Raw genomic sequence first — 13,924 nt, 5'->3', positions numbered from 1 at the left:
AATGCGACACTAGCTCAGTTGGTAGAGCGCAACCTTGCCAAGGTTGAGGTCACGAGTTCGAACCTCGTGTGTCGCTCCAAGTTTAAAGTTGTCATCGTACTTGACGATGAATGCGCCACTCGCTCAGTTGATGAGCGCAACCTTGTCAAGGTTGAGGTCACGCCTTTTTGTATTAAAGCAGTGAACCTCATGTATCGATCCAAATAAAGCTCTCACGGTGCTTAACGGTGACACAACATGGACGCGGGATGGAGCAGCTTGGTAGCTCGTCGGGCTCATAACCCGAAGGTCGTTGGTTCAAATCCAGCTCCCGCAACCAAATTCTAGCGTAGATGCTACGGCGTCTCGATGAAATGCGACACTAGCTCAGTTGGTAGAGCGCAACCTTGCCAAGGTTGAGGTCACGCCTTTTTGTTTTAAATCGGTGAACCTCGTGTGTCGCTCCAAATTAAAGCTCTCACGGTGCTTAACGGTGACACAACATGGACGCGGGATGGAGCAGCTTGGTAGCTCGTCGGGCTCATAACCCGAAGGTCGTTGGTTCAAATCCAGCTCCCGCAACCAAATTCTAGATAAGAGACTGTGCTTTAAGCGCAGTCCTTTCTTTTTTAGGGTGTTAAGTTTTTGGCTAGCCCCCTTTTCTATAATGCTGAGAAGCATCATCTCAGATGAGGCTAATTGAACCATTGTTCAATCTAGTCACTCTCATCTCTTGAACAATTTTTTAAATTACCAGAAGTCTGTTGGATATCAGCAGATTCGACCTGCTTTACCTTATTCATTAACAGACTTATCCACAAAAATGAGATGTGGATAAAGTTGTTCATAAACTATCTATCATGGCGTTTTCAGTTGACATCCTTAAGGATCTTTGATTGTTTAGTTGAAAGTGGCTTGATGAGCATTGCTTTAATTCATTGTTTTTATTTGATTTATTGTGGATTTTGGCGATGGGTTATCAAATTTGAAGATCATTGCCGTATAAAAAGTTGATCCTAGTCATTTCCAAGAGCTGTGATTAACTTTATTTCGTGATAGAAAACGGCGTCACATTAAAAATGTTGTCCACATTACGCAAATTGGGATAGGCATCAAACAATCATGGTGTTGATTGTGTCATTCGCTCTATTTAGGCATCCCGTGGCAGGCCTTTTTCAATAATACGAATTAAACGTTGATATTGGCGTGAGGTTGATGTTTTTTGGCCCTGTTCAGCTAAAGCCCAAGGAATGTGTTCATCCAATAGTGGATTCTGTCCCTGATGTCGTTCTAATGTTTCCACAATACGTGGAGAATAAGGGGCATTGCCCATAGCAATAATTAAGTTGCGTCGCCATTGTTGATGGCCGATACGCCGGATGGCCGAACCTTCCATTTGCTTGAGAAATGTCGCTTCATCCCACTCAAATAAGTTCACCAAGTCAGGTTCAATGAGGCTTGGCCGACGATGAAAATCACTTTGCTGAGTTAATGGTGCAAAACGATTCCAAGGGCAAACTAACTGGCAATCATCACAGCCATAAATTCGGTTGCCGATCGGGCGGCGAAACTCAAGCGGAATCACACCCGAATATTCAATGGTGAGATACGAGATGCAGCGCCGTGCATCGACCACACCTTCTGCGACGATGGCGTTGGTCGGGCAACTGCTCATGCAGGCCGTGCATTTACCACACTGATTCTCGCTCGGTTGATCAACGGGTAAGGGAATATCGACTAACAGCTCACCTAGAAACGACCAAGAACCACTGTCTTTATCTAAGATGAGCGAGTGTTTGCCGCTCCAACCTAATCCAGCTTTTTGTGCCAATGGCCGTTCAAGGATGGGCGCTGAGTCAACAAAAGGGCGATAACCGAGTTGCCCTACTTCTTGTTCAATTTTTTCGCCGAGTTTTTTCAGTTGGTTGCGCATTAGCTTATGATAGTCGCGCCCGAGCGCGTAGCGGCTAATATACGCCTGAGAGGGATCGCGCAAGTTAGCAGCAAACTGTGCTTGAGGTGGCAAGTAATTGATCCGAGCGCTGATCACGCGCAGAGTACCAGGCAGTAATTCAGCTGGACGAGCGCGCAGCATGCCATGTCTGGCCATCCAATCCATCTCACCGTGATACCCCGCATCGAGCCAAGCTTGTAGCGCGGGTTCATGCTCACGCAAATCGACATCACAAATCCCAACTTTTTCAAAGCCGAGTTGGATCGCCCATTGCTTGATCTTGTCTGCCAGTTGTTGGTAGTCCATCACGGGGTCTCACGATAAGGGCCGAGGATCTTAGCGGATCTTGTCCGCTTGTTCTAGCGTTAATCTCAGGTGCTCTAACCGGTATATTTTTCGGTTTGTTAACAGAACAGATCTTGTTTCTCAATTCCAACCCAGTTTACTATTCCGGTTCTTTTGATTTCTTTATAGTCAGTCATGACCTTGTTGAGAAAAGCGTAATGAATAGCAAGATTTTTCCCCTAAACGATGAGCAAGCTACATTGGAATTAGGTCGTGCGCTGGCCGCGCTCTGTTCACAACAAACGACGCTTTATCTGCATGGTGATCTTGGTGCCGGAAAGACTACCTTTAGTCGTGGTTTTATTCGGGAATTAGGCCACCAAGGCAATGTAAAAAGCCCTACCTATACTCTGGTGGAGCCTTATCAATTAGGTGAGTGGCAGGTTTATCACTTTGATCTTTATCGCTTAGCGGATCCAGAAGAACTCGAATTTATGGGGATCCGTGATTATTTTACTGACGATGCGATTTGCTTAGTTGAATGGCCAGAGCAAGGTTACGGGCTGCTCCCTAAGGCTGATCTTGACCTTGATTTACGTTATGACGGAGAGCGGCGCATTGCCACGCTGACGGCTAATAATGAATATGGATGTGACCTTTTGAGTCAGTTGGAGTTATGTTGAACGTTCGTCGTTTGGTTTTGCTACTATGTGGATGGGTGTTATTCAGCATCGCGCCTCAAACTTGGGCTAATAGCCTAGAGGGGGTGCGAGTTTGGCCTTCGCCTGATGAAACGCGAGTAGTTTTGGATGTGACATCCGAAGCCGATTTTAGCTATTTTACTCTTAGTTCACCTGAGCGTTTGGTGATCGACCTCAAGCAGAGTTCTTCGCGTGCCAAGTTGCCTGTCAATGTGACGGACAGTGGCATTTTATCTCGGATCCGCGCCTCCACACCGCCAGAGAAAAGTTCATTTCGGTTGGTGTTTGAACTTAAGCAGAAAACCACTCCCAGTTTATTTAAATTAGCTCCAACTCCAGGTGGTCAGTATGGACATCGACTAGTGATCGATCTGCCACACGGAAAAGCCAATGAGAACCGTGTGGTTAGTACGCCGAGTACCGCTGCGGTACAAGTGAGTAAAGATGCCTCTCAGTTGCTTGGTAATGAAGATATTGTGGTAGCGATTGATGCCGGTCACGGTGGTGAAGACCCAGGTTCAATCGGTCCGACTCGTAAATATGAAAAAAATGTCAACTTAATTATCTCTAAGAAGTTGGCTGATCAATTGAATGCAGTGCCTGGCGTGAAGGCGGTTTTGACTCGTCGTGGCGACTATTCGGTGAATTTAAATAAACGCACGGAAATTGCGCGTAGCAGTAAAGCGCATATTTTGGTCTCGATTCATGCCGATGCATTCCACACCCCTCAACCTCGTGGCGGTTCAGTGTTTGTGCTCAATACACGCCGCGCTAATACGGAAATTGCGCGTTGGGTTGAAAATCATGAGCAACAGTCTGAGTTGCTTGGTGGGGCAGGAGAAGTACTATCAAAAACCAATAATGATCGCAACGTGAGTCAGACCCTGCTTGATTTGCAATTTAGCCATTCTCAGAAAGAGGGCTACAAGCTGGCGACCAGTATTCTGCGTGAAATGGGCAAGGTCGCTCATCTGCATAAAAGCGAGCCGGTGAATGCCAGCCTCGCAGTATTAAAATCACCTGACATTCCGTCGGTACTGGTTGAAACCGGATTTATCTCTAATCCGGCCGAAGAGCAGTTGCTGTTCCAGCGTAGCCATCAAGATAAATTAGCTCGCGCGTTAGCTAAAGCGATTGTGCAGTATTTTGAAGCAAATCCACCAGAAGGTACGTTGTTTGCCAACCGTGGTAAAACGCAAATCCACCAAGTGCAGCGCGGCGAATCATTAGGAGTGATCGCCAATCGATATGGTGTCACGGTAGATGCGCTCAAGCAGGCGAATAAACTTAAATCGGCAACGATTGCTGTGGGACAGAAACTGACGATCCCTGCGTCAGCCGCGGCAAAACCGATCGCTGTCCCAGTGGTGGCCAATCCGGTCGAAACGGAAACCATTATCCATGTGGTGAAAGCGGGAGATTTTCTCGGTAAGCTGGCAAGCACTTATAAAGTGTCGGTGGCGGCGATTAAAAACCAGAATAATCTCAAATCGGATACCTTGGTCCTTGGCCAGAAGTTAAATATTACCGTGAGTTTACAAGATAAGCCGCTGCGTAAGCATAAAGTCCAGCGCGGTGACAATCTGAGTAAAATCGCTGACCACTATAACGTCAGCATTGCCAGTATCCGCCAAGCCAATCAGTTACGTTCTGATCAACTGGCGGTGGGTCAGCAACTGATCATCCCGAATAAATAACTGATTATGACGATTCGTATTCTGCCCGCTCGTTTAGCCAACCAAATTGCCGCCGGTGAAGTGGTTGAAAGACCCGCTTCGGTGGTTAAAGAGCTGGTGGAAAACAGCTTAGATGCTGGCGCTACCCGGATTGAGATTGAGATTGAAAAAGGTGGTGCTAAGCTGATCCGGATCCGAGATAACGGCTCTGGAATTGATAAAGAGGAGCTTGGCCTAGCGCTAAGTCGACATGCAACCTCGAAGATCCATACCTTAGATGATCTGGAAGCGATCATGAGTCTGGGATTTCGCGGTGAAGCATTAGCCAGTATCAGCTCCGTTTCCCGCTTGACCTTAACATCGCGGACTGAGGCGCAGCAGGAAGCGTGGGCGGCATACAGTGAAGGTCGAGATATGGCAGTGAGGTTACAGCCCGCCGCTCATCCGGTCGGCACAACGGTCGAAGTGTTGGATCTGTTTTTTAATACTCCGGCTCGCCGCAAATTTTTGCGCACAGAAAAAACCGAATTTACCCATATTGATGAGCTGCTCAAACGGATTGCGTTGAGTCGATTTGATGTGAGTTTTATGTTGCGCCACAACGGAAAAGTGGTGCGTCAATACCGCGCCGCCACCACTTTAGCCCAGCAGGAAAAGCGTTTAGTGGCAGTTTGTGGTAATTCGTTTGTGCAGCATATGCTGCGTATTGAGCTTGAACATCAAGGCCTTAAGCTACACGGTTGGATCGCCAGCCCACAGGGGGCTCGCCAGCAGAGTGATTTACAATACTGCTATGTTAATGGTCGCATGATGCGCGATAAGCTGATCAATCATGCGATTCGACAAAGCTACGAGACCAGTTTACGCGCCGATCAATTTGCAGCCTATGTACTGTTTATTGAGCTGGATCCTTTGCATGTCGATGTCAACGTGCATCCCGCCAAGCATGAAGTGCGTTTCCACCAAGCGCGTCTGGTACATGATTTCATCTATCAAGCGTTAAGCAGCGCCTTAGTCCAAACCGCGCAAGTGATCGCCGCCTCGCTCAATGATGGCGCATTTCATGCACCAAGTGCAGAAAAAACATCCCTGCAGATTGGGCTCGACAGCGAAACTTCACTGACTGAAAGGGTTACTCAAGCAGTACATAATGTGCCAAGTTATCCGCGTAAAGCGGTGCCAGAAGGTGAAAATGAAAGCCGGAGTAGCGCTTATCCGTTAAAAGAGCATGCGGTAGCCAATCCTTGGGTTATTGCATCAAATACTCGCGCTACACGGTTTGAGAAAAATCGCCCGTCAGTGGTAATTCAATCCGAAGCCGCGGTGTATCAAACCTTGTTGCAAACGCCCAATTTAGCACCAGAAGCCGATTTTGCGGCAACCAATGCGACACTCACTCAGGCGGTGGTGATTGAAAAATTAGGTAAAGCGATCCAAGTGGTTGAAGGACAGTATCTGCTGATGAATAGCTCTGTTGGCTGCGTGCTGGTTTCGCTGGTTCAAGCCGAGCAACTTAAGCTGCGCGGCTTACTCAATCCACAGTATGGAGCACTCAAAGCCCAGCCGCTGCTGGTGCCATTAGCGCTTAAATTAAATGATCTTGAATGGCAAGCGGTACAAACCTATTGGCAATCATTGCAGCAATTGGGCATTGAACTTAAAACACGCGCCCACCATTCGATTATGGTGATGGCGGTTCCTCAGCCATTACGCCAGCAAAATTTACAGCAATTACTGCCGGATCTGTTATCTTACGCGGCGAGCCGTCACCACAGCGAGCCTTTGCCATATCAAGCACTTGCTGAGTGGTTGGTCCAACGTATCGTGTTAGAAAAAACAGACTACACTTTAGCTGAGGCGATCAGCTTGATCGCCGAACTGGAACAGCTATGGCAAGGTGGCTTGCCTTACCATGACCCGCATTTTATTACTTTGGTGGACTTTTCCGCCTCAATTACAGCATTACATTCATGACTCAACAGTTACCCCTCGCCCTTTTTTTAATGGGGCCAACGGCTTCAGGTAAAACGGATTTAGCCATTCGCTTACGTCAGAAATATCCGGTGGAGATCATCAGTGTCGATTCCGCTCTGGTTTATCGCGGAATGGATATTGGCACCGCTAAACCGGATGCTGCCGAGCTTGCACTGGCTCCACATCGCTTGATCGATATTCTTGATCCGAGTGAAGCCTATTCTGCGGCCGATTTTCGGCGCGATGCGCTGCAAGCCATGGCAGAGATTGTCGCACAAGGCAAAATCCCGCTATTGGTCGGGGGCACTATGCTCTATTTTAAGGCATTGATTGAAGGCTTATCGCCTTTACCTGCGGCCAACCCTGAAATCCGCCAACAGATCGAACAACAAGCCTTAACCTTAGGTTGGCCAGCATTGCATGCTCAGTTGCAACAGATCGATCCAGTCTCAGCTGAGCGAATTCATCCCAATGATCCACAAAGATTGTCGCGGGCACTGGAAGTTTATCGAATTTCGGGTAAAACTCTTACCGAGCTAACGCAAACTAAAGGGGAAGCGATTCCCTATCGAGTGCTACAGTTTGCGATTGCTCCCAAGGAAAGAGCCGAACTCCATCGGCGGATTGAACTTCGTTTTGCGAAAATGGTCCAATCAGGGTTCGAAGACGAGGTTAAAGCTCTGTATGCCAGAGATGATCTGCATCCTGATCTTCCCTCTATCCGCTGTGTGGGTTATCGGCAAATGTGGGATTATTTAGACGGTCAGGCAACGCTTGATGAGGCGATTTATCGTGGCATCTGTGCCACCCGTCAATTGGCCAAGCGACAGATCACCTGGTTACGCAGCTGGGATGATTTAACTTGGTTAGATAGCGAAAACGTAGACCAAGCCGTTGAAACGCTCTCGAATGCGATAGCGTCCAACGAAATAAGCTGTGTATAATGTGATCGCTTTTGCGTGTGTACCCCGGAAAGGATCCGCTATTGGTACTCGATTGAGCATTGATAGCAACGGGAATTTTTGATTGGTTTAGCTCAGATGCAAGGCTGCATATAATTCTGCTGCACCGCTAGCTAAATAATTACTAGAAAAGACAAAATAAGGAAAAATAAAATGGCTAAGGGGCAATCTCTACAAGACCCATTTCTGAATGCGCTACGTCGTGAACGCATTCCGGTCTCTATCTACCTTGTGAATGGCATCAAGCTGCAAGGTCAGATTGAATCGTTTGATCAATTTGTGATCCTGCTGAAAAATACCGTAAACCAAATGGTTTATAAGCATGCTATTTCGACAGTGGTTCCTGCACGTCCAGTGAGCCACCACAGTGGCGATCGTCCAGCGACAGATCGTCCAGCTGAGAAATCAGAAGAGTAATTCTTTGCACCATTATTTAAGGAGTTGATCGCTTGTTTGACCGTTATGAAGCCGGTGAGCGAGCCGTACTTGTTCATGTCAACTTCACGCAACAGGGGGAAGATCTGAGCGAATGTAAAATGCTCGTATCTTCTGCAGGGGTGACCACGCTGCAAGTGGTAACAGGCAGTCGTCAAACCCCTCACCCTAAATATTTCGTTGGTGAGGGTAAAGCCCAAGAAATCGCCGAAGCTGTCCAACTCAATGAAGCCAACGTGGTCATTTTTAACCACGCGCTTTCTCCTGCTCAAGAACGTAACCTCGAAAGATTGTGTCAGTGTCGGGTCATCGATCGTACTGGCCTGATCCTCGATATCTTTGCTCAACGTGCCCGTACCCATGAAGGTAAGCTCCAAGTCGAGTTGGCGCAGCTGCGCCATATTTCAACGCGCTTAATTCGGGGTTGGACCCACTTAGAAAGACAAAAAGGTGGGATTGGTTTGCGTGGGCCGGGGGAAACTCAACTTGAAACGGACCGACGTTTATTGCGTGAACGGATCAAAGCTATTTTGCGTCGCTTAGAGAAAGTAGCCAAACAGCGTGAACAAGGGCGTCGAGCGCGTAGCCGAGCCGAGATTCCAACCATCTCGTTGGTGGGATATACCAACGCAGGGAAATCGACCCTGTTTAATCGTATTACTGAAGCCGGTGTGTACGCTGCCGATCAACTGTTTGCCACCCTAGATCCAACCTTACGTAGAATGGATTTGGCGGACGTTGGGCCTGCGGTATTGGCTGATACAGTGGGCTTTATTCGTCATTTGCCACATGACTTAGTGGCGGCCTTTAAAGCAACGTTACAAGAGACGCAAGAAGCTGACATTTTGTTACATGTTGTTGATGCTAGTGATGAACGCTTTCGTGAGAATATCCAAGCGGTAGAGACGGTTCTACAAGAGATCGATGCGCATGACGTCCCCACGCTGTTGGTGATGAATAAAATCGATAATTTAGAACAAGCCACTCCGCGTATTGAACGGGATGATGAAGGAGTGCCCAAAGCCGTATGGATTTCTGCCATGCAGGGATCTGGCATTGAGCTACTGTTTCAAGCATTGAGTGAACGTTTAGCCAGCCAAGTGGTGGAGCATCATCTGCGTATTCCGCCACCGCATCAAGGACGTATCCGCAGTCTATTTTTCCAAATGAAGTGTATTCAACAGGAAGAGTATGATCCGGAAGGCAATTTACTGATCACTGTTCGTATGCAGCAAGTTGATTGGGCTAAACTAGAGAAACGAGAGCAAGCAGACTTAAGTGGCTTTATCGTCACAGAAAGGACTGCTAGAGTATAACGTCATATCAAATGATGGAGTTTTCTAATGGCGTGGAATGAGCCTGGTAATAATAACGGCAACAATGGCCGCGATAATGACCCATGGGGGAACAACAATCGCGGTAACAAAGGTGGCCGAGATCAAGGACCACCCGATTTAGACGAAGTGTTTAATAAAATCAGTCAAAAATTGGGCGGCAAATTTGGTGGTAAAGGCGGTAAAGGTCCTTCGCTGGCAGGTGGTAGTGCGATTGGTTTTGGTGTAATAGCGGCCATTTCTGTCACCATATGGTTCTTTTCCGGTTTTTACACCATTGGTGAAGCTGAGCGTGGCGTGGTGTCGCGACTTGGAAAATACGATCGAATTGTTGATCCTGGCTTGAACTGGCGTCCACGCTTTATTGATGAAGTGACCCCAGTTAATGTGCAAGCGATTCGTTCACTGCGAGCATCGGGTCTTATGCTGACGAAAGATGAAAACGTGGTGACGGTCTCGATGGATGTGCAGTATCGAATTGCTGATCCCTATAAGTATTTGTACAAAGTGACCAATGCGGATGATAGTTTACGTCAAGCGACTGATTCAGCGCTGCGTGCTGTGGTCGGTGATGCACTGATGGACAGTATTTTAACCAGTGGCCGTCAGCAAATTCGCCAAAGTACTCAGCAGACGCTCAATCAAATCATTGATGGCTATGATATGGGCCTGATGATTGTTGACGTTAACTTCCAATCTGCACGTCCGCCTGAGCAAGTAAAAGATGCGTTTGATGATGCGATTGCTGCGCGTGAAGATGAAGAGCGTTTTATTCGTGAAGCAGAAGCGTACAAAAACGAAATTTTACCGAAAGCGACTGGTCGTTCGGAGCGTTTGAAGAAAGAAGCGCAAGGTTATAACGAGCGTATAATCAATGAGGCCTTAGGTCAGGTTGCTCAATTTGAAAAGCTGTTACCTGAATATCTAGCGGCACCGAAAGTCACTCGTGATCGTCTGTATTTGGATACCATGGAAGAGTTGTACAGCAATACCTCGAAAGTGCTGATCGATTCTAAATCGAGCGGCAATCTGTTGTACTTACCGATTGATAAGCTTGTTGGACAAGAGGCGAATAAAGCAGAGCCACGTGCCAGTAAATCGTCATCAGCGTACGATAAAATCGAGCTTGAGTCGCCAACGACGGATACCAATACCGACACTTCGTCACGCAGCACTACACGTCAAGGGAGATACTAAGAATGCGTAAGTTATTAATCCCTAGTATCGTTCTGATCATGGCGGCATTGTTAATGTCGATGTTCGTGATCCCAGAGGGAGAGCGCGGCATTGTGATCCGTTTTGGCCGAGTGCTGAAAGACACTAATGATATGTCAAAGATTTACGAGCCGGGTCTGCATTTCAAAATGCCAATGTTTGATCGTGTGAAAACATTAGATGCACGGATTCAAACCATGGATAGTCGTACCGATCGCTTTGTTACGTCAGAGAAAAAAGATGTGATCATCGATTCGTACGTGAAATGGCGTATTGAAGATTTCGGCCAATATTACTTGGCAACCGGTGGTGGCAATGCGTTAACGGCGGAAGCGTTACTTGAGCGTAAAGTCACCGATGTATTACGTTCGGAAATTGGATCTCGTGAGATCAAACAAATTGTTTCTGGTCCGCGTAATGGGGCGATTTTACCGGAGAATCCTGATTCTTCTGAAATCACTACCGAAGCGGCACGAGAAGCTTTGGAGATTGATGGTCAGCGTGATCAAATCATGGCTAACGTACTGCAAGATACACGACAAAGTGCGATGAAAGATTTGGGTGTGTATGTGGTCGACTTTAGAATGAAGAAGATCAATCTACCTGATGAGATCAGTGAATCGATTTACCGCCGTATGCGCGCTGAACGTGAGTCAGTGGCTCGTAAACACCGTTCACAAGGTCGTGAAAAAGCCGAAGTGATCCGTGCTCAAGCCGAGCTTGAAGTGGCTACGATTCTCGCGGAAGCCGATAAAACTGCTCGTGTAACCCGTGGTACGGCAGATGCGGAAGCGGCGAAGATCTACTCGGATTCTTATAAGAAAGATCCGGAGTTTTTCAGCTTCTTACGCTCATTGCGTGCGTATGAAAAATCATTTAATAGCAAAAATGACATTCTGGTATTGGATCCAAGCAGCGAGTTCTTCCAATACATGAATAATGCGAAAGGCGCTGCTGCAAAGTAAGCATTCGCTAACTTTATTCAAGGCTCCGTAAGGGGCCTTTGTTATTTGGAGGCAATATGTCACAGACACTTTGGGTTGCACTGGGTTTAGTGCTGATTGTTGAAGGGTTAGGGCCATTATTGGCGCCGAGAGGATGGCGTCAGATGGTGGCACAATTGAGCCTACAATCCGATCATCAATTGCGCCGAATCGGCGGTTGTTTGGTGGTCGCAGGTACTGTGATTGCCTACGTTTTCGCTCGATAAGATCGGCGAATTACGTAGGCTGTAGCCGGAAGCTTATTGCATCAGTAGTGTGGTGGCGGTGTTTCTTGAGCGGGATCCGCCAAATTTGAGCTATCGATATTTTTCACTTTGCCGACCATATATTGCATCTGATCCTGCATCTTACTGATCAACAGTTGTTGTTGAGTCAGGGCATCATTTAGCATCTCAATGGTTTGATCTTGAAAGGCCAACTTGCACTCTAAATCTTCAATTTGTATTTGAAGTTGGGTTAGCGATGTCTGTTGCATTGATTAGTTCTCCACTCGCCAAGCTTGGGCGATGCCTGCTGAGCTGCCTGATACAGCACGTTGCTGGCGATCAAAACTGGCATCATACACGACAGCTTGAGCTGGTCCGCCATCTTTTTTGGCCTGTGAATTGAAGCTGGCGATTTTTTTACCATCTTGGGTATTCCATACTTCCACTTGCCCTGATGGTGTTCCCGTGATCAGTCTTTTTCCATCATCGGCAAAGCGTGCGCTAGAAAAAATCAGTTGGCGGCGCAAACTGCGCAGCGCTATTGGCTCACGCTCGGTAGAGAGGTTCCAAATTAACGCTTGGTTGCCACTATCCGAAGTGAAAGCGAACTTGCCATCGCGTTGCAAAGTTACCCGATTAACTCGTTGTTGATGTTCAAATTGCTGAATAATTTGCCCGCTTTGGGTATCCCATAAGTAAGCGTGGCGATCATTGCCACCAGAAAGCGCATAGCGTCCGTTAGCGGAAAGCGCGACGGAATTGACTTTTTCGTGGTGGGCGAGGAACTCCATGCGCCGCCCAGTGACTAAGTCCACGTAAATGGCTTTGCCATTGGTTAAACCGAGTAGCACTTGTTCGCCATTATTAGCGATGTCGACATCACGGATCTGACCATCTGTGATAGACCAAAGCCCTTTGGCTTGAGCCCAGGCAAGATCCCATATGGCGAAGTTATTTTGACTGGCCGTGATGGCATAGCGACCGTTATCCGCGATGCGGATCACAGAAACGGGATTGGCTTGTGGATCTTGTGCGCCAAGCTTGGCGAGTAGTTGTACTTGCTGCAGATCCCATAGCATCAGTTGTTGTTGTCGGGAATAAATCAGTGCGAAGCGGCCATCGCGGCTGAGGCCAAAGGCGCTGGCGCCTTCGGGGGCTAGGTTCCATTGCTGCTCGGCTTGGTTTGCAAAAAAACAACCGTTTAAGATAAGGATGATAAGTAAGGTGCCGAATGAGTGATAAATTCTTCGCATCAAGTTCGAATTATCCGTTTGTTGTGTAAAGACAATCATGCAACATATCGCTATATTGGTACAACTCTTAGTTGTACACCAGTGACTTACTGGTTTTTGTGCACAATACCAAAACGAATACCTCACAATTGGAGAACCCGATGAAATCACTTTTTAAAGTGTCACTGTTGGCTACGACCGTTATGCTCGCGGTTGGTTGTCAGAAAGAAGAAGCCGCAAAGACCGAGACGGCAGCCATCGTCAAAACGGTCGAATTAAAGTCAGAAGATGATAAAGCGGCTTATGCAATTGGTGTATCATTCGCCAATTACCTGAAAACCAGCATTGAAAAGCCGAGTGAAATTGGCATTGTACTTAACAAAGATTTGGTTCTTAAAGGTATTGAACAGGTATTTACCGGTTCACCAGAAATGACTGAAGAAGAGACTCGTGCCGCGCTTGAAGCGCTGGACAAGCGTGTCGCGGAAACCATGCAAGCCAAAGCGGCTGAGAAAGCGGCTGAAAGTAAGCAAAAAGGTGATGAGTTCCGTGCTCAATTTGAGAAAGAGTCTGGTGTGGTAAAAACCGAGTCAGGTTTGTTGTATCAAGTTCTGACTCCTGCTGAAGGTGATAAACCAAAAGATACCGATGTTGTACAAGTTCACTACAAAGGAACCTTGCCTGATGGCACTCAATTCGACAGCTCTTATGAGCGTGGTGAGCCTGCGACTTTCCCGCTTAATCGCGTGATCCCAGGATGGACTGAAGGTGTGCAGCTCATGCCTGTGGGCTCGAAGTTCAAGCTGGTCATCCCACCTGAGATGGCTTACGGTGAGCAAGATACTCCAACCATTCCTGCCAACTCGACGCTGGTGTTCGAAGTTGAACTACTGAAGATTGAAAACGGCGCTAACGCAGTACAATAAATCTCTGTGTTCTGCTCGTGAGCTCCATCTTATTAGGCCTG

The 13,924-nt window shown here is 47.4% G+C and carries 13 protein-coding genes and 4 tRNA genes; 14 read left to right on the top strand and 3 right to left on the bottom strand.

The genetic code is table 11. From position 1 onward, the window contains the following. Positions 1-3: 3 nt before the first annotated feature. The 4 genes from G7083_RS04800 (at position 4) to G7083_RS04785 (ending at position 564) form a co-directional block, all read left to right on the top strand. Positions 4-79 (top strand) — tRNA-Gly (locus G7083_RS04800). Between the two features lie 163 nt (positions 80-242). Beyond that, positions 243-319 (top strand) — tRNA-Met (locus G7083_RS04795). 36 nt (positions 320-355) lie between these two features. Then, positions 356-446: transfer RNA gene (locus tag G7083_RS04790), tRNA-Gly, on the top strand. Between the two features lie 41 nt (positions 447-487). Continuing rightward, positions 488-564, top strand: a tRNA-Met gene (locus tag G7083_RS04785). Between the two features lie 565 nt (positions 565-1,129). Here G7083_RS04785 and queG read toward each other — a convergent pair. Further along, entirely contained in the window at positions 1,130-2,239 is a 1,110-nt protein-coding gene (gene queG / locus G7083_RS04780; protein ID WP_166013805.1) for a tRNA epoxyqueuosine(34) reductase QueG, read from the bottom strand. A gap of 197 nt (positions 2,240-2,436) precedes the next feature. Between queG and tsaE the strand changes: the two genes are divergently transcribed. From tsaE to G7083_RS04735, 9 genes are all read left to right on the top strand, one after another. Further along, positions 2,437-2,901 carry a tRNA (adenosine(37)-N6)-threonylcarbamoyltransferase complex ATPase subunit type 1 TsaE gene (gene tsaE, locus G7083_RS04775; RefSeq protein WP_166013804.1) on the top strand — a complete coding sequence of 155 codons (465 nt, stop codon included), beginning with the start codon at positions 2,437-2,439 and terminating at the stop codon, positions 2,899-2,901. Continuing rightward, a complete protein-coding gene (locus tag G7083_RS04770; RefSeq protein WP_166013803.1) occupies positions 2,895-4,616 on the top strand; it encodes an N-acetylmuramoyl-L-alanine amidase in 1,722 nt (573 codons plus the stop codon). Before tsaE ends, G7083_RS04770 begins: the two co-directional genes overlap by 7 nt. A 6-nt stretch (positions 4,617-4,622) precedes the next feature. Beyond that, positions 4,623-6,569, top strand: a complete 1,947-nt coding sequence (gene mutL / locus G7083_RS04765) for a DNA mismatch repair endonuclease MutL (protein WP_166013802.1) — start codon at positions 4,623-4,625, stop codon at positions 6,567-6,569. Beyond that, the gene (gene miaA / locus G7083_RS04760) at positions 6,566-7,513 is read left to right on the top strand and encodes a tRNA (adenosine(37)-N6)-dimethylallyltransferase MiaA (protein ID WP_166013801.1); all 948 of its coding nucleotides are present in this window, start codon (positions 6,566-6,568) and stop codon (positions 7,511-7,513) included. The genes mutL and miaA overlap by 4 nt, the downstream gene beginning before the upstream one ends. A 171-nt stretch (positions 7,514-7,684) precedes the next feature. Continuing rightward, complete coding sequence (hfq, locus tag G7083_RS04755) at positions 7,685-7,948, top strand: RNA chaperone Hfq (protein ID WP_166013800.1); 264 nt, start codon at positions 7,685-7,687, stop codon at positions 7,946-7,948. Positions 7,949-7,980: 32 nt separating this feature from the next. Next, a complete protein-coding gene (gene hflX, locus G7083_RS04750; RefSeq protein ID WP_166013799.1) occupies positions 7,981-9,282 on the top strand; it encodes a ribosome rescue GTPase HflX in 1,302 nt (433 codons plus the stop codon). A 27-nt stretch (positions 9,283-9,309) separates the two neighbouring features. Then, the gene (gene hflK, locus G7083_RS04745; RefSeq protein ID WP_166013798.1) at positions 9,310-10,497 is read left to right on the top strand and encodes an FtsH protease activity modulator HflK; all 1,188 of its coding nucleotides are present in this window, start codon (positions 9,310-9,312) and stop codon (positions 10,495-10,497) included. Positions 10,498-10,499: 2 nt separating this feature from the next. Next, positions 10,500-11,480, top strand: a complete 981-nt coding sequence (hflC, locus tag G7083_RS04740; protein ID WP_166013797.1) for a protease modulator HflC — start codon at positions 10,500-10,502, stop codon at positions 11,478-11,480. A 56-nt stretch (positions 11,481-11,536) separates the two neighbouring features. Beyond that, a complete protein-coding gene (locus G7083_RS04735) occupies positions 11,537-11,725 on the top strand; it encodes a DUF2065 domain-containing protein (protein WP_166013796.1) in 189 nt (62 codons plus the stop codon). A gap of 41 nt (positions 11,726-11,766) precedes the next feature. Here the strand turns inward: G7083_RS04735 and G7083_RS04730 are convergent, their stop codons facing one another. Next, the gene (locus G7083_RS04730) at positions 11,767-11,994 is read right to left on the bottom strand and encodes a SlyX family protein (RefSeq protein WP_166013795.1); all 228 of its coding nucleotides are present in this window, start codon (positions 11,992-11,994) and stop codon (positions 11,767-11,769) included. Between the two features lie 3 nt (positions 11,995-11,997). After that, positions 11,998-12,978 (bottom strand): hypothetical protein, encoded by a 981-nt coding sequence (locus G7083_RS04725; RefSeq protein ID WP_166013794.1) that lies wholly within the window; start codon positions 12,976-12,978, stop codon positions 11,998-12,000. Positions 12,979-13,118: 140 nt separating this feature from the next. Between G7083_RS04725 and fkpA the strand changes: the two genes are divergently transcribed. After that, entirely contained in the window at positions 13,119-13,883 is a 765-nt protein-coding gene (gene fkpA, locus G7083_RS04720) for an FKBP-type peptidyl-prolyl cis-trans isomerase (RefSeq protein ID WP_166013793.1), read from the top strand. Positions 13,884-13,924 lie beyond the last annotated feature (41 nt).

The sequence above is a fragment of the Vibrio sp. HDW18 genome, assembly GCF_011306175.1.
GTDB classification, from domain to species: domain Bacteria; phylum Pseudomonadota; class Gammaproteobacteria; order Enterobacterales; family Vibrionaceae; genus Vibrio; species Vibrio chanodichtyis.
Note: the sequence above shows the minus strand (reverse complement) of the source record. Positions and strands in the feature narration are given on the sequence as shown.

Excerpts from the sequence above, each read along its gene's own strand:
- G7083_RS04725 (WP_166013794.1), bottom strand. The coding sequence starts at position 12,978 with ATGCGAAGAATTTATCACTCATTCGGCACCTTACTTATCATCCTTATC.
- queG (WP_166013805.1), bottom strand. The coding sequence starts at position 2,239 with ATGGACTACCAACAACTGGCAGACAAGATCAAGCAATGGGCGATCCAA.
- G7083_RS04730 (WP_166013795.1), bottom strand. The coding sequence starts at position 11,994 with ATGCAACAGACATCGCTAACCCAACTTCAAATACAAATTGAAGATTTA.
- mutL (WP_166013802.1), top strand. The coding sequence starts at position 4,623 with ATGACGATTCGTATTCTGCCCGCTCGTTTAGCCAACCAAATTGCCGCC.
- hflK (WP_166013798.1), top strand. The coding sequence starts at position 9,310 with ATGGCGTGGAATGAGCCTGGTAATAATAACGGCAACAATGGCCGCGAT.
- hflC (WP_166013797.1), top strand. The coding sequence starts at position 10,500 with ATGCGTAAGTTATTAATCCCTAGTATCGTTCTGATCATGGCGGCATTG.
- G7083_RS04735 (WP_166013796.1), top strand. The coding sequence starts at position 11,537 with ATGTCACAGACACTTTGGGTTGCACTGGGTTTAGTGCTGATTGTTGAA.
- hfq (WP_166013800.1), top strand. The coding sequence starts at position 7,685 with ATGGCTAAGGGGCAATCTCTACAAGACCCATTTCTGAATGCGCTACGT.
- G7083_RS04770 (WP_166013803.1), top strand. The coding sequence starts at position 2,895 with ATGTTGAACGTTCGTCGTTTGGTTTTGCTACTATGTGGATGGGTGTTA.
- fkpA (WP_166013793.1), top strand. The coding sequence starts at position 13,119 with ATGAAATCACTTTTTAAAGTGTCACTGTTGGCTACGACCGTTATGCTC.
- tsaE (WP_166013804.1), top strand. The coding sequence starts at position 2,437 with ATGAATAGCAAGATTTTTCCCCTAAACGATGAGCAAGCTACATTGGAA.
- miaA (WP_166013801.1), top strand. The coding sequence starts at position 6,566 with ATGACTCAACAGTTACCCCTCGCCCTTTTTTTAATGGGGCCAACGGCT.